The organism is Bacillus sp. SLBN-46, assembly GCF_031453555.1.
Lineage (GTDB): Bacteria > Bacillota > Bacilli > Bacillales > Cytobacillaceae > Neobacillus.
This window is the reverse complement of sequence record NZ_JAVIZM010000001.1, coordinates 1,599,214-1,616,675: the sequence shown is the minus strand read 5'-3', so window position 1 is coordinate 1,616,675 and position 17,462 is coordinate 1,599,214. Positions and strand designations below refer to the sequence as shown.

Annotated in this window: 6 protein-coding genes, 21 tRNA genes and 3 rRNA genes; 1 reads left to right on the top strand and 29 read right to left on the bottom strand. The window is 43.2% G+C overall.

Annotated features, from left to right (window positions below):
* Nucleotides 1-96 precede the first annotated feature (96 nt).
* Nucleotides 97-1,032: a 1,4-dihydroxy-2-naphthoate polyprenyltransferase gene (locus QFZ87_RS08225; RefSeq protein WP_309859969.1), complete on the top strand. Its 936-nt coding sequence runs from the start codon at nucleotides 97-99 to the stop codon at nucleotides 1,030-1,032.
* Nucleotides 1,033-1,074: 42 nt separating this feature from the next.
* On the opposite strand, the gene QFZ87_RS08220 is transcribed toward QFZ87_RS08225, so the two are convergent.
* From QFZ87_RS08220 to QFZ87_RS08080, 29 genes are all read right to left on the bottom strand, one after another.
* On the bottom strand, nucleotides 1,075-3,468 hold the full coding sequence (locus QFZ87_RS08220; protein WP_309859967.1) for a glycogen/starch/alpha-glucan phosphorylase: 2,394 nt from the start codon (nucleotides 3,466-3,468) through the stop codon (nucleotides 1,075-1,077).
* On the bottom strand, nucleotides 3,458-4,909 hold the full coding sequence (gene glgA, locus QFZ87_RS08215; protein ID WP_309859965.1) for a glycogen synthase GlgA: 1,452 nt from the start codon (nucleotides 4,907-4,909) through the stop codon (nucleotides 3,458-3,460). Before glgA ends, QFZ87_RS08220 begins: the two co-directional genes overlap by 11 nt.
* Complete coding sequence (locus QFZ87_RS08210; protein WP_309859963.1) at nucleotides 4,906-5,937, bottom strand: GlgC family sugar phosphate nucleotidyltransferase; 1,032 nt, start codon at nucleotides 5,935-5,937, stop codon at nucleotides 4,906-4,908. The genes glgA and QFZ87_RS08210 overlap by 4 nt, the downstream gene beginning before the upstream one ends.
* A 69-nt stretch (nucleotides 5,938-6,006) precedes the next feature.
* Nucleotides 6,007-7,152, bottom strand: a complete 1,146-nt coding sequence (locus tag QFZ87_RS08205; protein ID WP_309859961.1) for a glucose-1-phosphate adenylyltransferase — start codon at nucleotides 7,150-7,152, stop codon at nucleotides 6,007-6,009.
* Nucleotides 7,094-9,043, bottom strand: coding sequence for a 1,4-alpha-glucan branching protein GlgB (glgB, locus tag QFZ87_RS08200; protein WP_309859960.1), 1,950 nt, complete (start codon nucleotides 9,041-9,043; stop codon nucleotides 7,094-7,096). The genes QFZ87_RS08205 and glgB overlap by 59 nt, the downstream gene beginning before the upstream one ends.
* 664 nt (nucleotides 9,044-9,707) lie before the next feature.
* Nucleotides 9,708-9,779, bottom strand: a tRNA-Glu gene (locus QFZ87_RS08195).
* Nucleotides 9,780-9,794: 15 nt separating this feature from the next.
* Nucleotides 9,795-9,885, bottom strand: a tRNA-Ser gene (locus QFZ87_RS08190).
* A 3-nt stretch (nucleotides 9,886-9,888) separates the two neighbouring features.
* Nucleotides 9,889-9,963, bottom strand: a tRNA-Asn gene (locus QFZ87_RS08185).
* Between the two features lie 8 nt (nucleotides 9,964-9,971).
* Nucleotides 9,972-10,048: transfer RNA gene (locus QFZ87_RS08180), tRNA-Ile, on the bottom strand.
* Nucleotides 10,049-10,054: 6 nt separating this feature from the next.
* Nucleotides 10,055-10,128 (bottom strand) — tRNA-Gly (locus QFZ87_RS08175).
* An 8-nt stretch (nucleotides 10,129-10,136) separates the two neighbouring features.
* Nucleotides 10,137-10,212 (bottom strand) — tRNA-His (locus QFZ87_RS08170).
* 35 nt (nucleotides 10,213-10,247) lie between these two features.
* Nucleotides 10,248-10,323: transfer RNA gene (locus tag QFZ87_RS08165), tRNA-Phe, on the bottom strand.
* 6 nt (nucleotides 10,324-10,329) lie between these two features.
* Nucleotides 10,330-10,406, bottom strand: a tRNA-Asp gene (locus QFZ87_RS08160).
* A 3-nt stretch (nucleotides 10,407-10,409) separates the two neighbouring features.
* Nucleotides 10,410-10,483, bottom strand: a tRNA-Met gene (locus QFZ87_RS08155).
* A gap of 173 nt (nucleotides 10,484-10,656) precedes the next feature.
* A tRNA-Ser gene (locus QFZ87_RS08150) sits at nucleotides 10,657-10,749 on the bottom strand.
* Nucleotides 10,750-10,768: 19 nt separating this feature from the next.
* Nucleotides 10,769-10,845, bottom strand: a tRNA-Ile gene (locus tag QFZ87_RS08145).
* A gap of 160 nt (nucleotides 10,846-11,005) precedes the next feature.
* Nucleotides 11,006-11,082 (bottom strand) — tRNA-Met (locus QFZ87_RS08140).
* 21 nt (nucleotides 11,083-11,103) lie between these two features.
* Nucleotides 11,104-11,176 (bottom strand) — tRNA-Ala (locus QFZ87_RS08135).
* Nucleotides 11,177-11,192: 16 nt separating this feature from the next.
* A tRNA-Pro gene (locus QFZ87_RS08130) sits at nucleotides 11,193-11,269 on the bottom strand.
* Between the two features lie 6 nt (nucleotides 11,270-11,275).
* A tRNA-Arg gene (locus tag QFZ87_RS08125) sits at nucleotides 11,276-11,349 on the bottom strand.
* Between the two features lie 22 nt (nucleotides 11,350-11,371).
* Nucleotides 11,372-11,460, bottom strand: a tRNA-Leu gene (locus QFZ87_RS08120).
* Nucleotides 11,461-11,468: 8 nt separating this feature from the next.
* A tRNA-Gly gene (locus QFZ87_RS08115) sits at nucleotides 11,469-11,540 on the bottom strand.
* 13 nt (nucleotides 11,541-11,553) lie between these two features.
* A tRNA-Leu gene (locus tag QFZ87_RS08110) sits at nucleotides 11,554-11,638 on the bottom strand.
* Between the two features lie 14 nt (nucleotides 11,639-11,652).
* Nucleotides 11,653-11,728 (bottom strand) — tRNA-Lys (locus tag QFZ87_RS08105).
* A gap of 144 nt (nucleotides 11,729-11,872) precedes the next feature.
* Nucleotides 11,873-11,945: transfer RNA gene (locus QFZ87_RS08100), tRNA-Thr, on the bottom strand.
* Nucleotides 11,946-11,963: 18 nt separating this feature from the next.
* A tRNA-Val gene (locus tag QFZ87_RS08095) sits at nucleotides 11,964-12,039 on the bottom strand.
* A gap of 8 nt (nucleotides 12,040-12,047) precedes the next feature.
* Nucleotides 12,048-12,164, bottom strand: a 5S ribosomal RNA gene (rrf, locus tag QFZ87_RS08090).
* Nucleotides 12,165-12,294: 130 nt separating this feature from the next.
* Nucleotides 12,295-15,233, bottom strand: a 23S ribosomal RNA gene (locus QFZ87_RS08085).
* Between the two features lie 208 nt (nucleotides 15,234-15,441).
* A 16S ribosomal RNA gene (locus QFZ87_RS08080) occupies nucleotides 15,442-16,979 on the bottom strand.
* Together the 16S, 23S and 5S rRNA genes with 21 tRNA genes alongside form the textbook arrangement of a ribosomal RNA operon.
* Nucleotides 16,980-17,462 lie beyond the last annotated feature (483 nt).

Here is a 17,462-nt window from a genome sequence, read left to right as displayed (position 1 = left end):
TGGAATTCCATACACTTAGTTTTGGGCATAAGCCCATACAACACTACTAATTGAACTTCATATAGAGAATAAATTTTAGAAAAGGGAGAGAATTATATGCAGCCAAATATACAGCAGAATTCGAAACCTGCCGTAGAATCAAATCGCGGCTTTCAAGTTTGGTGGCAAATGACCCGTCCGCATACATTAACTGCTGCTTTCGTACCGGTTTTACTAGGTACTGCACTTGCATTAAAGTTAGGCAACATTCACTTCGGGCTATTTTTAGCCATGTTAATTGCTAGTTTATTAATTCAAGCAGCTACTAATATGTTTAATGAGTATTTTGATTTTAAACGCGGCCTTGATAATGAACATTCAGTCGGAATTGGCGGATCTATTGTCCGTGACGGAATCAAGCCAAAAACAGTTATGCAAATTGCTTTAAGCTTATATGGAATAGCCCTTTTATTAGGCGTATATATTTGTTTGAACAGCAGCTGGTGGCTGGCTGCTGTCGGCCTCGTTTGTATGGCAGTTGGCTATCTATATAGCGGTGGTCCATTACCGATAGCTTACACACCATTTGGTGAATTATTTTCAGGCTTTTTCATGGGAATGTTAATTATTCTAATTACTTTCTTTATCCAAACAGGGACTGTTTCCAAGACAAGTATCCTTATCTCCATTCCCATATTAGTGTTGGTTGGCGCGATTAATTTTTCAAATAACATTCGTGACCTTGACGGTGATAAAGAAAATGGTCGTAAAACATTAGCCATTCTTATTGGGAAACAGAAAGCCATCCGCTTATTAGCTGTCATGTTTATCTTTTCTTACGTTTGGATTCTTGGGCTTATCATTAGCAATGAAGCACCAATTTGGACAGCAGTTGTTATACTAAGTGCACCGAAAGCAATAAAAGCAATCAAAGGCTTTATCGAAGGTACGCTGCCAATTCAGATGGCACCAGCAATGAAGGCAACTGCCCAAACCAATACGATTTTTGGATTTTTATTAGCGATTGGAATTTTCATCGGACATTATATTTAAATAAAACAAAAAGCTTCTGCCATTTTAGCAGAAGCTTTTTTGTTAGATTGATTTAATCCCCCAAATTCCATCCGCGTACTCTTGAATGGTTCGGTCACTCGAAAAATAACCTGCATGAGCAATGTTCGTTAAACTCATTCTTTGCCATCTTAAAGGATCAATAAATGCTTCTCCAACAGAACGCTGAATATCAGCGTAGGAAGCAAAGTCCTTCAAGACAAAATATTGATCGTTTTCCTCAAGTAACGAATCAAAAATAGGCTCAAATTCGTTGTAGACTCCAGGAAAAAATCCGTTTACCAGTTGATCGACTGCCTGGCGAATTCTAACATCATGGTGATAATAGTCAACGGATTGGTATCCCCCATGTTGATAATAATGGAGAACTTCTTCTGCACTTAGACCAAATGTAAAAATATTTGAGTCGCCCACTAATTCCTTTATTTCAATATTTGCACCATCTAATGTCCCTACAGTTAATGCGCCATTGATCATAAATTTCATATTTCCCGTACCTGACGCTTCTTTGCTTGCCGTTGAGATTTGTTCACTTACATCTGCAGCAGGGAAGATTTTTTCAGCTAAAGAAACACGATAATTCTCAAGGAAAACGACTCTCAAGCGGTCATTCACTTTTGGGTCATTATTTATTTTTTCAGCCACCGTATTAATTAATTTGATAATTTTCTTTGCATAATAATACCCCGGAGATGCTTTTGCACCAAAAATAAACACTCTTGGTACAAGCGAGAAACTAGAATCCTCTCTAATCTTATTATAAAGGTGCATAATATGTAACACATTTAACAGTTGACGCTTGTAGGCATGAAGCCGTTTTACTTGAACATCGAAGATTGCCTGTGTATCCACGGCGACTCCCGTTTTATCAAGGATAATATCTGCCAGTACCTGCTTATTTTCATTTTTTATTTTAAGGAGCTGCTCTAAAAATGCGGTATCATGTTGAAAATTAAGTAAGCTCGAGAGTTCTGTTCCTGAATAGGTCCAGGATTCTCCAATCGACTCAGTGATAAGGGTTGATAATTTCGGGTTGGCTTTGAGCAGCCAGCGGCGGTGTGCAATTCCGTTTGTCTTGTTATTAAACTTTTCAGGATATAGCTGATAGAACTGATTCATCTCCCGCTGCTTTAAGATCTCCGTATGCAGCTTCGCCACACCATTGACACTAAAGCTTCCGACAATCGCTAAATGGGCCATTTTTACAAAATCATCAGCGAGGATTGCAAGTCCCCTTATTCGCTCCCAATCACCTGGCGTTTGATTCCATAATTCCCTGCAGAACCGTTCATTAATTTCTTCAATAATCATATAAATTCTAGGTAGTAATGGCTGAAAAATATGGATTGGCCATTTTTCCAAGGCTTCTGATAAGGTTGTATGATTGGTATATGAGATGGTATTTTGTGTAATTTCCCATGCCTGTTCCCAGTCGAATCCTTCTTCATCAATAAGGATTCTCATTAACTCAGGAATAGCAAGTACTGGGTGAGTATCATTGATATGAATACAAATATGTTCATGGAGCTGATTTAAGCTCGTATGTTGTTTTCTGTAGCTTTTAGTAATGGATTGGATACTAGCTGAAACAAGAAAATATTGCTGTTTTAATCTTAAAATTTTCCCTTCATCATGCGTATCGTCCGGATATAAAAACTCAGAAATCGATTCGGTTTCTCGCTTATATTTTAAAATATCCTTATGAAAAGGAAATTGCGATGGTTCCGCATTCCAAAGCCTTAAAGTATTAATGGTATTTGATTTATATCCTATGACTGGCATATCATGAGGCACAGCTGTAACGGTTTCCGCATTTAGATGTTGAAAGACCAGACGTCCATTTTCCATTTTGGCTTCCACCTTACCCCAAAATGGAATTTTTACCGCATAGTCTACTTTCCTAATTTCCCAAACATTTCCGCTCCGCAACCATTGCTCAGGCAATTCCACTTGATAGCCATCCACAATTTTTTGTTCAAATAACCCATGTTTATACCGAATTCCGTGACCATGTCCCGGAAGGTTAAGGGATGCTAGGGAGTCTAAAAAGCAGGCGGCTAATCTACCTAAGCCGCCATTTCCTAGACCCGCATCCGCTTCTAATTCTTCTAACTCCCCCAGGTCAATCTCCAGTTCTTTGAGACCTTCTTGGACAGTTTCTTCAATTCCTAGATTGATTAAATTTTGCCTTAGTAACTTTCCTAATAAATATTCAATGGAAAGATAATATACCTGCTTACCTTGGGCAGCATGATACCGTTCGTTTGTAGCAATCCAGTCATTACTCACATATTCACGAATCATATTCCCTAGTGTTTGATAGTGGTCTCTATTCGAGCTTTCTGAGAAACTCTTCCCACACAGCATCTCAAGCCTTTTTAAAAAGGTCTTCTTAAACTCAGTGGTACTAGAAAACATGGGTTTCACTCCTTGAGATGAGCTCCGCGTAGAGCTGGTTATATCGGAATGCGGACTGTGCCCAGCTATAATCCATTTTCATTGCTTGTGTGACAATGGTTTCCCATACATCACGGTCATGATAAAAGCTAATCGCTCTTTGAATGGTATAGAGCATGTCATGAGCATTAAAGTTTTTAAAGGAGAATCCATTTCCTTCACCAGTAAATTCATTCCAGGCATGGACTGTATCGTTTAAGCCCCCCGTTTCACGGACAATTGGTACCGCACCATATTTCATTGCGATCAACTGGCCGAGTCCGCATGGTTCGAACAAGGATGGCATTAAAAATAAGTCTGCAGCTGCATACAGCTTATGGGCAAGCTCTTCATTAAAACCAATATGAACTTTTAATTTTTCAGGATAAATACGGGCAACCTGTCTCAAATGATCTTCGTATTCGTAATCTCCAGTGCCAAGAAAGATGATTTGGATATCTTCTTGTAAAAGATCACGTAGCACACATTTCACTAAATCAAGTCCCTTTTGCTTCGTTAGCCTTGAAATCATTACGAGTAAAGGAGTTCTTGAGCTTTGTGGCAGATTAAACCTTTTTTGAATCTCACTCTTATTGATTGATTTTTTTGGGTGAGTATTCGCTGTATATGTTTGGTAAATCAATTCATCTTTCGCTGGATTGTAAAAGTCCTCGTCTATTCCATTTAGAATACCAAGGAGATCTTCGTTTCTCTCTCTTAGAAGTCCATCCAGTTTCTCACCAAAGACTGGCGTTTGAATCTCCTCTTTATAGGTAGGGCTGACAGTGGTGATTTTATCTGCTGCAACCAATGCACCCTTCATAAAGTTAACATTGCCAAAAAACTCTAAGGTGTTGGGACGAAAGACTTGATTGTCGAGTCCAAGTAAATCACTTAGCACCTCTTTAGGAAATATACCCTGAAATTGAAGATTATGAATCGTAAACATCGTCTTAATAAGACCGTATCCTTTTCTCTTATAATATTCCGTTCGTAATAGAAAAGGAATCATAGCCGTATGCCAATCATGACAATGCATGACATCTGGAAAAAAATTCAATTGAGCGATGGTTTCAAGAACCGCCCGATTAAAATAGGCAAATCTCTCGCCATCATCGTAATAGCCATAGAGATTTTCCCGCTTAAAATAGTATTCATTATCTACAAAATAATAGGTAACACCTTGATGAGTAAGCTCTTCAATGCCACAATATTGATTTCTCCAACCAACAGGAACAGTAAATTCTTTTATCTTTTTCATTTCCATTTTATACTCTTCAGAAATGGTTCCATACTTAGGTAATATTACTCTTACATCTGTTCCTAGATTTTTTAGTTCTTTAGGAAGTGACCCAGCAACATCTGCTAGACCTCCAGATTTGGCAAATGGACCACATTCCGAAACAGCAAATAATACTTTCACGAGTTCATCAACGCTCCTTGTTTCGTCCCTTTTCGAATCACATAAGGGGAACGAACAGTCCCGACTAAGTGGGTTCCTGCCTCTACTCTCACATCTTTATCTAGAATAACTGAATCTAGATAACAATTATCTTCTATATGGCATTTCTGCATGATAATACAGTTCTTAATCACTGCCCCTTTACCGATCTTAACTCCACGGGAAACGATACTATTTTCAACATGACCATTAATTAAACAGCCATTTGCAATCATTGCGTTTTTCACTTCTGAGCCTTTTACATATTTGGTCGGAGGTTCATCCTTTACCTTTGTAATAATCGGCTGTTCTTTGATAAAGAGTTTTTTCCATATATCAGGTTGCAACAGGTTCATGCTGGTTGAAAAGTAGGTTTCAATGGAATCAATCATTACCGCATGACCCTCATAATTATAACGGCAGATTGTGTAGTCATTATGTAGATCATTTACTACATCCTTCATACACGTATATCCTGTTTCATTTCTTGTTTCAATTAGCTTTATTAACAAAGAGGTCTTAATTAAATACATCTCCATTGGACGGCCGTCTTTATGATGGATTTCAGTGATATCACATCCATTTTCACTGTGCCAATTAAGAACAGAATGAAAGGTCATGTTGAAAACGGTATAACAATTAGAAATAATTGCATATTCTTGGGTGCTTCGATAAAAGAAGTCCAAATTCGCAGCAAAATGCTCAAAGGATCCAATTTTATTTCCATCATTATCAACAATCGGAGACGGAAAAAAGAAAAGTCCATCCCGCTTTCGATTTAAGTCCCAGTTTTTCCCTGAACCAAGATGATCCATAAGCGAGCGATATTGCATTTTTGGAAAAATGGCTACACTTCGGATCCCTGAATTCACCATATTTGATAAGACAAAATCTATAATTCGATATCTACCCGCAAAAGGTAGTGCAGCTAGTGAGCGGTGGGTTAATAAATCTTCTAAATCCTCATGGTAAGTAGTGGCATCAATGACGCCTAAAAGCTTTCTTTTCACTCCGAAACCCTCCAATTAATAAAATGGGAAACGCTTTTTCAAGGGGGCTACTTAGCCCCTTGAGATTAATTAAAAAGCAGGATACAGTCCGCTTATCATTTCGCTTGTAACTAAAACAATCTCACCATCAAAAGAACGAATTACTGTTCCGTCTGGTACATGAACATCGCATGGAACAATCGCTTTTTCAATCAAGCAATTATTTCCGATTGTGGCATCTGGCATAATGACAGACTCTTTAATAATAGAGCCGCTTCCCACCGTCACCCCTTGGAATAATACAGATTGCTCGATTTCACCTTCAATCGTACATCCCTCATTGATTAGTGATTCCTTCACCACTGCATTTGGTGATATATATTGTGGAGGTTGGTTCGGATTGACAGAGTATATTCTCCAGTCATGATCAAATAAATCTAGGTCACAGTCCTCTCCTAACAAATCCATGTTTGCTTCCCAAAGACTTTGAACCGTTCCAACGTCCTTCCAATACCCTTTAAATGGATAGGCAAACAATTTCTTATTTTCCTCTAATAGCATCGGAATGACATCTTTACCAAAATCATGGCTTGAATCAGGATTTCTTTCGTCCATTTCTAAAAATTCCTTTAGAACATTCCAACTGAAAATATAAACCCCCATCGAAGCAAGATTGTTCTTTGGATTCGCTGGTTTTTCCTCAAACTCTACTATTCTCATATCCTCTGTTGTATTCATGATGCCAAATCGACTTGCTTCGACCCACGGCACCTCGATTAAGGAAATCGTTACATCTGCCCTTTTTTGAATATGATAATCAAGCATACTTTCATAGTTCATTTTGTAGATGTGGTCCCCGGAGAGGATTAATACATATTCCGGCTGATATTGCTTCAAATAATTTAAGTTTTGATAGATGGCACTTGCAGTACCTGTATACCACTTTACTTCTGAAGACTCACTGTAGGGAGGTAAAACAGTAACTCCGCCATCTTTACGATCGAGGTCCCATGCACTGCCAATTCCAATATAAGAATTTAACAGCAAGGGTTGGTATTGAGTAAGAACACCGACCGTATCTATCCCAGAATTAGCACAGTTGCTTAGAGTAAAATCTATAATACGGTATTTACCACCAAATGGTACCGCTGGTTTTGCTAAATCCTTTGTTAGTGAATTAAGTCTGCTCCCTTTCCCTCCTGCTAATAACATGGCTACGCACTTTTTCTTTGCCATTTCCTTTTCGCTCCTTCCGTTTTTTAACCGGTCTAATTATTTGAAAACCGAATGCGGGAATGCTGATGTCAATTGAGTATGTTTGACCATGGAATGGTTCTTCTAACGCGAAAATGATCTTTTTGTTAACCATTCCCGTTCCACCGTATTCTTTTTGATCACTAGTAAAGATTTCTCGATACTCTCCTGGTAGAGGAACACCGACTTTATACACCGGGTATCTGGCACCAGTAAAGTTGCAAATAATGATTAAATGATCCTCTTCTTTTTTACCCTTTCGAATAAAGGAAAAGATTGATTGATGACTGTTATTCGCGTCAATCCATTGAAACCCTTCCTGTAGATGATCCAGTTCATAAAGGGCTTTTGAGCGCTTATACACCTTTGTTAGCACTTTGACATAGTCATTTATGCTTCGGTGCATGTCATAGTCCATTAAGTGCCAATCAAGTTGTTCTTTATTCTTCCATTCGGCAAACTGTCCAAATTCAAATCCCATAAATAAAAGTTTTTTTCCTGGATGTGCAAACATATAGCCGAGGAGAAGCCTTAATTGAGCAAATTTTTCCCAGTATTCGCCTGGCATCTTATCTAGCAACGATTTCTTGCCATGTACCACCTCATCATGCGAGAAAGGGAGCATAAAGTTTTCTGAAAAAGCATATAAAAGGGAAAAAGTGACTTTTGAATGGGCCTGCTGCCTTGAATATGGAGGGGTTTCCATATATTCCAGCATGTCATTCATCCAACCCATATTCCATTTGTAATCAAAGCCAAGACCGCCATAATGGACGGGTGCTGTTACTTGTGGAAAATCAGTTGAATCCTCACCGATCATTAAAAAATGTGGATCGTATTCATGAATTTCTTGATTTAATTTCTTTAAAAAATTTATTCCAAATGGATTCTCACTCTTGCCGTTTGAAGCATTCGGCCAATAAATGATATTTGCCACCGCATCCATTCGGAAACCATCAATATGGAAATATTCCATCCAATATCGAGCATTTGAGATGAGGAAACTTTGTACTTCTCCCTTCCCAAGGTCAAAGTTTGCTGTACCCCATACAAGATTTTCTCTATCACATTCATACTTATAGGAATAGATATGAGTACCATCAAAACGATAAAGTCCATGAGCATCTTTACAAAAATGCCCTGGTACCCAATCAAGAATGACACCAATACCATGCTGATGACATTGGTCTACAAAATGTCGAAAGTCATCTGGTGTTCCATACCTTGAAGTGACTGAGAAATAACCTGTACCTTGATAACCCCATGAATCGTCGAGCGGGTGCTCGACAATTGGCAACAGCTCTATATGTGTAAAGCCATGCTCTATAACGTACGGTATTAGCTCTGAAGCTAGTTCTTGATAAGTTAAGTATTCATTGTTGGCTTGCTTCCTCCAGGAACCAATGTGGACCTCATAAATGATGGCTGGTTCAGATAGGAAGTTCTTTTTTCCTCTACGATTCATCCAATGATTATCTTGCCACTTATAGTTATTTAGTGAATAAACGACAGAAGCCGTCATTGGTCTTATTTCAGAATAAAACGCGAATGGATCTGCCTTTAACAGTCTTTCTCCTGTTTGTGAGAAAATTTCATACTTATAAAGACTTCCTGTCATGTCTTGCTTCAAGATTAGAATCCAAACGCCTTCATTGTTAACCCTTTGTAATTCATACCCTTCACCATTCCAGTTGTTAAAATCCCCTGCAAGTCTTACCTGACGGGCATTAGGGGCCCATACGCAAAATCGGGTGTATACCTGATCGGAATTCTTGAAGATATGAGCGCCAAAGAGCTGATGACTTTGAAAGAAGTTTCCTTCATGAAATAAGTGCAACTGATAATCAGTAGGAAATAACGTGTTCACTGTCATGGCTATCCTCATCCCCATTGAAAATATGTATTACAAAGACCAATTATAATTCCAAATGGTTGATATGCCTTCAAAAACTTTTTTATCTTTTCTGACAATTGATGCTGTAAACCGCTATAAAGAGGCATTTCCCGACAATATTCAACACCAAACGACAAATAATCTATCGTGAATCGACAGGAATCTTTAAAGTTTTTTTGATTTTTTTTATAAAAAACCTTTAAAAAAATTATTTGATTTATATCACTTTAAAGGAGTGAATTTTTAGAAAATCTAGTGTTATGTAAGCGTTAACAATTTTAACTCGGAGTGAAAATACATTAAATTGTTATTTTAATATATTGTTTTTCAAGCTTGATTAGGAGTGTGGTTCTTAAAATGGAGTAAGGGACTTTTTAGCTAGTGTATGAGGAAATAGTCACGAAAATGGTGAGATGAACTTTTAAAGCTGCTCACGTAAAATGTGGGGGATCTACACGTTATTTGATAATGTCTAGAATGTAGCATTTGGTAACGTACATATTGTCTACGTAACCCATATGGTCTTTTAAGCTTTGTTCGCTACCGTAAAAAATCCACCTTAAACAATCAATAATCGTAATCGAAGCTTCCTCTACAAAAGAACACAAAAAAACTGATGATAATGTATCATCAGTTTTTTGTATGACCCCTACGGGATTCGAACCCGTGTTACCGCCGTGAAAGGGCGGTGTCTTAACCGCTTGACCAAGGGGCCGATAATTAAATTATATGGCAGAGAAGAAGGGATTCGAACCCTCGCGCCGGTTACCCGACCTACACCCTTAGCAGGGGCGCCCCTTGAGCCACTTGGGTACTTCTCTACATGGCTCCGCAGGTAGGACTCGAACCTACGACCGATCGGTTAACAGCCGATAGCTCTACCACTGAGCTACTGCGGAATAATATATGGTGGGCCTAAATGGACTCGAACCATCGACCTCACGCTTATCAGGCGTGCGCTCTAACCAGCTGAGCTATAGGCCCATATTATGGAGCGGGTGATGGGAATCGAACCCACTACATCAGCTTGGAAGGCTGAGGTTTTACCAGTAAACTACACCCGCAAAATAAATGGGGCGACTGATGGGAATCGAACCCACGAATGCCTGAACCACAATCAGGTGCGTTAACCACTTCGCCACAATCGCCACAATAAAAACTCTAAAACTTACTATAATTAAAATGGTGGCTCAGGACGGAATCGAACCGCCGACACAAGGATTTTCAGTCCTTTGCTCTACCGACTGAGCTACTGAGCCAACAAATGGCGGTCTGGACGGGACTCGAACCCGCGACCTCCTGCGTGACAGGCAGGCATTCTAACCAACTGAACTACCAGACCATATTGCGGGGACAGGATTTGAACCTGCGACCTTCGGGTTATGAGCCCGACGAGCTACCAGACTGCTCCACCCCGCGACGGTAAAAAATATTAAGTTTGGAGTATGCTCCATGTTTTGTTACTGACTGTCCCCATCTCAGAATGCTTATTCAAGTAGCAGCTCGATGGTGACAACTCGCAGACTATTCATTGAAGCAACGCTCGTTGCTCCACCCCGCGACGGTAAAAATTAAGTTTTTAAAAAATAATATGGAGGAGGAAGAGGGATTCGAACCCCCGCGCGGTATGACCCGCCTGTCGGTTTTCAAGACCGATCCCTTCAGCCAAACTTGGGTATTCCTCCGTGTTAACAATGAAACTAATGGTGGACCTTGTAGGACTCGAACCTACGACCGGACGGTTATGAGCCGTCTGCTCTAACCAGCTGAGCTAAAGGTCCAAGTTGAAATTTATTAACCATAATGTTAAAAGCGTCTGTCCCGATCTCAGAAAGCTTACTCAAGTAGCAGCTCGATGGTGACAACTCGTAGCATTTTCATTGGAGCTTTGCTCGTTGCTCTAACCAGCTGAGCTAAAGGTCCAAGTTTTAAAAATATATCTGGTAGCGGCGGAGGGGATCGAACCCCCGACCTTACGGGTATGAACCGTACGCTCTAGCCAGCTGAGCTACACCGCCAAATAGTTATTAAAATTAAAGTGGAGCCTAGCGGGATCGAACCGCTGACCTCCTGCGTGCAAAGCAGGCGCTCTCCCAGCTGAGCTAAGGCCCCATAATTAAAGTAAGGATGGTCGGGAAGACAGGATTCGAACCTGCGACCCCTTGGTCCCAAACCAAGTGCTCTACCAAGCTGAGCTACTTCCCGTTAAAGTGCGCCCTGAGAGATTCGAACTCCCGACCTTTTGATTCGTAGTCAAACACTCTATCCAGCTGAGCTAAGGGCGCATATGAATTTAATAAACTTATATGGTGCCGAGGACCGGAATCGAACCGGTACGGTAGTCACCTACCGCAGGATTTTAAGTCCTGTGCGTCTGCCAGTTCCGCCACCCCGGCAATATGAGAGCGGAAGACGGGATTCGAACCCGCGACCCCCACCTTGGCAAGGTGGTGTTCTACCACTGAACTACTTCCGCATATGAAATTAAATGGTGCGGGTGAAGGGAGTCGAACCCCCACGCCTTGCGGCGCCAGATCCTAAGTCTGGTGCGTCTGCCAATTCCGCCACACCCGCATATTCATTTAAAATGGTGAGCCATGAAGGACTCGAACCTTCGACCCTCTGATTAAAAGTCAGATGCTCTACCAACTGAGCTAATGGCTCATACTAAGATACTTTCCTACAAATAAATTGTGGTAAGTCAGATGCTCAAAAGAACTCACGTTCTTTCTCACAGATTGCCCGCAGAAGCTGATTCGAAGAAGTTCGCAATCTGCTCTACCAACTGAGCTAATGGCTCGAAAAAGGTGCCGGCGAGAGGACTTGAACCCCCAACCTACTGATTACAAGTCAGTTGCTCTACCAATTGAGCTACCCCGGCATAGGTTTAAAATATATATGGTGGAGGATGACGGGATCGAACCGCCGACCCTCTGCTTGTAAGGCAGATGCTCTCCCAGCTGAGCTAATCCTCCATATTACAGCCTGGCAATGTCCTACTCTCACAGGGACTTTCGTCCCAACTACCATCGGCGCTGAGAAGCTTAACTTCCGTGTTCGGTATGGGAACGGGTGTGACCTTCTCGCCATAATTACCAGACCATTTATTCGACACTATTTTATTATAATGTCTTTTTCATATTTTGCAAGAGGAAATTTTAATTTTTTCATTCCCTCAAAACTAGATAATGTAGAAGAAGTGTTTGTAAAAAACGAGTTCGCTTTAAAACTTGGTTAAGTCCTCGAACGATTAGTATCAGTCAGCTCCACATGTTACCACGCTTCCACCTCTGACCTATCAACCTGATCATCTTTCAGGGTTCTTACTAGCTTGACGCTATGGGAAATCTCATCTTGAGGGGGGCTTCATGCTTAGATGCTTTCAGCACTTATCCCGTCCGCACATAGCTACCCAGCGATGCCTTTGGCAAGACAACTGGTACACCAGCGGTGCGTCCATCCCGGTCCTCTCGTACTAAGGACAGCTCCTCTCAAATTTCCTGCGCCCACGACGGATAGGGACCGAACTGTCTCACGACGTTCTGAACCCAGCTCGCGTACCGCTTTAATGGGCGAACAGCCCAACCCTTGGGACCGACTACAGCCCCAGGATGCGATGAGCCGACATCGAGGTGCCAAACCTCCCCGTCGATGTGGACTCTTGGGGGAGATAAGCCTGTTATCCCCGGGGTAGCTTTTATCCGTTGAGCGATGGCCCTTCCATGCGGAACCACCGGATCACTAAGCCCGACTTTCGTCCCTGCTCGACTTGTAGGTCTCGCAGTCAAGCTCCCTTGTGCCTTTACACTCTACGAATGATTTCCAACCATTCTGAGGGAACCTTTGGGCGCCTCCGTTACTCTTTAGGAGGCGACCGCCCCAGTCAAACTGCCCACCTGACACTGTCTCCCACCCCGATAAGGGGTGCGGGTTAGAATTTCAATACAGCCAGGGTAGTATCCCACCGACGCCTCCACCGAAGCTAGCGCTCCGGTTTCTCAGGCTCCTACCTATCCTGTACAAGCTGTACCAAAATTCAATATCAGGCTACAGTAAAGCTCCACGGGGTCTTTCCGTCCTGTCGCGGGTAACCTGCATCTTCACAGGTACTATAATTTCACCGAGTCTCTCGTTGAGACAGTGCCCAGATCGTTACGCCTTTCGTGCGGGTCGGAACTTACCCGACAAGGAATTTCGCTACCTTAGGACCGTTATAGTTACGGCCGCCGTTTACTGGGGCTTCGATTCAGAGCTTCGCTTTTAAGGCTAACCCCTCCTCTTAACCTTCCAGCACCGGGCAGGCGTCAGCCCCTATACTTCGCCTTGCGGCTTCGCAGAGACCTGTGTTTTTGCTAAACAGTCGCCTGGGCCTATTCACTGCGGCTCTTCGAGGCTATTCACCTCAAAAAGCACCCCTTCTCCCGAAGTTACGGGGTCATTTTGCCGAGTTCCTTAACGAGAGTTCTCTCGCTCACCTTAGGATTCTCTCCTCGCCTACCTGTGTCGGTTTGCGGTACGGGCACCTTTTATCTCGCTAGAGGCTTTTCTTGGCAGTGTGGAATCAGGAACTTCGGTACTAAATTTCCCTCGCTATCACAGCTCAGCCTTCACGGAAAGCGGATTTTCCTACTTTCCAGCCTAACTGCTTAGACGCGCATATCCAACAGCGCGCTTACCCTATCCTCCTGCGTCCCCCCATCACTCAAACGATAAAGAGGTGGTACAGGAATATCAACCTGTTGTCCATCGCCTACGCCTTTCGGCCTCGGCTTAGGTCCCGACTAACCCTGAGCGGACGAGCCTTCCTCAGGAAACCTTAGGCATACGGTGGATGAGATTCTCACTCATCTTTCGCTACTCATACCGGCATTCTCACTTCTAAGCGCTCCACCAGTCCTTACGGTCTAGCTTCAACGCCCTTAGAACGCTCTCCTACCACTGACATCTAAGATGTCAATCCACAGCTTCGGTGTTACGTTTAGCCCCGGTACATTTTCGGCGCAGAGTCACTCGACCAGTGAGCTATTACGCACTCTTTAAATGGTGGCTGCTTCTAAGCCAACATCCTGGTTGTCTAAGCAACTCCACATCCTTTTCCACTTAACGTAAACTTTGGGACCTTAGCTGGTGGTCTGGGCTGTTTCCCTTTTGACTACGGATCTTATCACTCGCAGTCTGACTCCCACGGATAAGTCTTTGGCATTCGGAGTTTGTCTGAATTCGGTAACCCGATGAGGGCCCCTAGTCCAAACAGTGCTCTACCTCCAAGACTCTAACTACGTGAGGCTAGCCCTAAAGCTATTTCGGAGAGAACCAGCTATCTCCAAGTTCGATTGGAATTTCTCCGCTACCCACACCTCATCCCCGCACTTTTCAACGTGCGTGGGTTCGGGCCTCCATCCAGTGTTACCTGGACTTCACCCTGGACATGGGTAGATCACCTGGTTTCGGGTCTACGACCACATACTCAAACGCCCTATTCAGACTCGCTTTCGCTGCGGCTCCGTCTCTTCAACTTAACCTTGCATGGGATCGTAACTCGCCGGTTCATTCTACAAAAGGCACGCTATCACCCATTAACGGGCTCTAACTACTTGTAGGCACACGGTTTCAGGAACTATTTCACTCCCCTTCCGGGGTGCTTTTCACCTTTCCCTCACGGTACTGGTTCACTATCGGTCACTAGGGAGTATTTAGCCTTGGGAGATGGTCCTCCCTGCTTCCGACCGGATTTCACGTGTCCGGCCGTACTCAGGATCCACTCAGGAGGGAACGAAGTTTCGACTACAGGGTTTTTACCTTCTCTGACGGGCCTTTCCAGGCCGCTTCATCTACCCCGTTCCTTTGTAACTCCATGTTGAGTGTCCTACAACCCCAAGAGGCAAGCCTCTTGGTTTGGGCTATGTCCCGTTTCGCTCGCCGCTACTCAGGGAATCGCGTTTGCTTTCTCTTCCTCCGGGTACTTAGATGTTTCAGTTCCCCGGGTATGCCTTCAATACCCTATGTATTCAGGTAAAGATACTGTTCCATTACGAACAGTGGGTTCCCCCATTCGGAAATCTCCGGATCAAAGCTTACTTACAGCTCCCCGAAGCATATCGGTGTTAGTCCCGTCCTTCATCGGCTCCTAGTGCCAAGGCATTCACCGTGCGCCCTTTCTAACTTAACCTAAAAGGTTTGTTTCTCTTAATTAAATAAGAGAGAAAACTAAAATGGCGATTACTCGATGTGTTACTTGACTTCTTCATTACGATTATCTAGTTTTCAAAGAACGATTAAAAAAAGCTTTGAGAGATTGCACTCTCAAAACTAAACAAACAAGAAACAATCAAACAAACATGTTTTGTCTGGCTCATAGGTCCAGCTTATATCCTTAGAAAGGAGGTGATCCAGCCGCACCTTCCGATACGGCTACCTTGTTACGACTTCACCCCAATCATCTGTCCCACCTTAGGCGGCTGGCTCCTTACGGTTACCCCACCGACTTCGGGTGTTACAAACTCTCGTGGTGTGACGGGCGGTGTGTACAAGGCCCGGGAACGTATTCACCGCGGCATGCTGATCCGCGATTACTAGCGATTCCGGCTTCATGTAGGCGAGTTGCAGCCTACAATCCGAACTGAGAATGGTTTTATGGGATTGGCTAAACCTCGCGGTCTTGCAGCCCTTTGTACCATCCATTGTAGCACGTGTGTAGCCCAGGTCATAAGGGGCATGATGATTTGACGTCATCCCCACCTTCCTCCGGTTTGTCACCGGCAGTCACCTTAGAGTGCCCAACTGAATGCTGGCAACTAAGATCAAGGGTTGCGCTCGTTGCGGGACTTAACCCAACATCTCACGACACGAGCTGACGACAACCATGCACCACCTGTCACTCTGTCCCCCGAAGGGGAACGTCCTATCTCTAGGAGTGTCAGAGGATGTCAAGACCTGGTAAGGTTCTTCGCGTTGCTTCGAATTAAACCACATGCTCCACCGCTTGTGCGGGCCCCCGTCAATTCCTTTGAGTTTCAGCCTTGCGGCCGTACTCCCCAGGCGGAGTGCTTAATGCGTTAGCTGCAGCACTAAGGGGCGGAAACCCCCTAACACTTAGCACTCATCGTTTACGGCGTGGACTACCAGGGTATCTAATCCTGTTTGCTCCCCACGCTTTCGCGCCTCAGCGTCAGTTACAGACCAGAAAGCCGCCTTCGCCACTGGTGTTCCTCCACATCTCTACGCATTTCACCGCTACACGTGGAATTCCGCTTTCCTCTTCTGCACTCAAGTCCCCCAGTTTCCAATGACCCTCCACGGTTGAGCCGTGGGCTTTCACATCAGACTTAAAGGACCGCCTGCGCGCGCTTTACGCCCAATAATTCCGGACAACGCTTGCCACCTACGTATTACCGCGGCTGCTGGCACGTAGTTAGCCGTGGCTTTCTGGTTAGGTACCGTCAAGGTACCGGCAGTTACTCCGGTACTTGTTCTTCCCTAACAACAGAGCTTTACGACCCGAAGGCCTTCATCGCTCACGCGGCGTTGCTCCATCAGACTTTCGTCCATTGTGGAAGATTCCCTACTGCTGCCTCCCGTAGGAGTCTGGGCCGTGTCTCAGTCCCAGTGTGGCCGATCACCCTCTCAGGTCGGCTACGCATCGTCGCCTTGGTGAGCCGTTACCTCACCAACTAGCTAATGCGCCGCGGGCCCATCTGTAAGTGACAGCCGAAACCGTCTTTCAGCTTTCCCTCATGAGAGGAAAAGGATTATCCGGTATTAGCTCCGGTTTCCCGAAGTTATCCCAGTCTTACAGGCAGGTTGCCCACGTGTTACTCACCCGTCCGCCGCTAACCACCGAAGTGGTTCGCTCGACTTGCATGTATTAGGCACGCCGCCAGCGTTCGTCCTGAGCCAGGATCAAACTCTCCAAGAAAGTTGATTAGCTCATTTTGTTACGTTGGCTTCGTTTCATTAAAAGAAACGAAATATTTTTGTTTGTTGACGTTTTTGTTTGTTTAGTTTTCAAAGAGCAATATTTGCGCTATCGAAAGTGTTTCACTCTTACTTAGGAGCTTGTACCGTTCAAAAGCGACTTCCTTAATTTATCATATCGCTCAACTTAATGTCAACAACTTTTTTCACTTTCTTTTGTTGTTTAACTCTCTCGCTGAGGACGAGATTTAATATAACATGTTATAAAAATGATTGCAATATAATTTTAAAAGTTTTCGGATTAAAATTATTTATTATTACTATTGAACATTTACTATATCTTCTCTCTAAAAAAACTATTGGTTAATTTATTTCTTATTTATATAAATTTCTGGGTAAATAAATTAAGTCATAACTCGAACGAGGGAAGGATAAAATAATAGGAACACCTTCATATAATTCCAAATCATATAACGCATGTATC

Bases quoted from the DNA above. Each gene is read 5' to 3' on its own strand.
- QFZ87_RS08225 (WP_309859969.1), top strand. From the start codon at position 97: ATGCAGCCAAATATACAGCAGAATTCGAAACCTGCCGTAGAATCAAAT.
- QFZ87_RS08220 (WP_309859967.1), bottom strand. From the start codon at position 3,468: ATGTTTTCTAGTACCACTGAGTTTAAGAAGACCTTTTTAAAAAGGCTT.
- QFZ87_RS08205 (WP_309859961.1), bottom strand. From the start codon at position 7,152: ATGGCAAAGAAAAAGTGCGTAGCCATGTTATTAGCAGGAGGGAAAGGG.
- glgB (WP_309859960.1), bottom strand. From the start codon at position 9,043: ATGACAGTGAACACGTTATTTCCTACTGATTATCAGTTGCACTTATTT.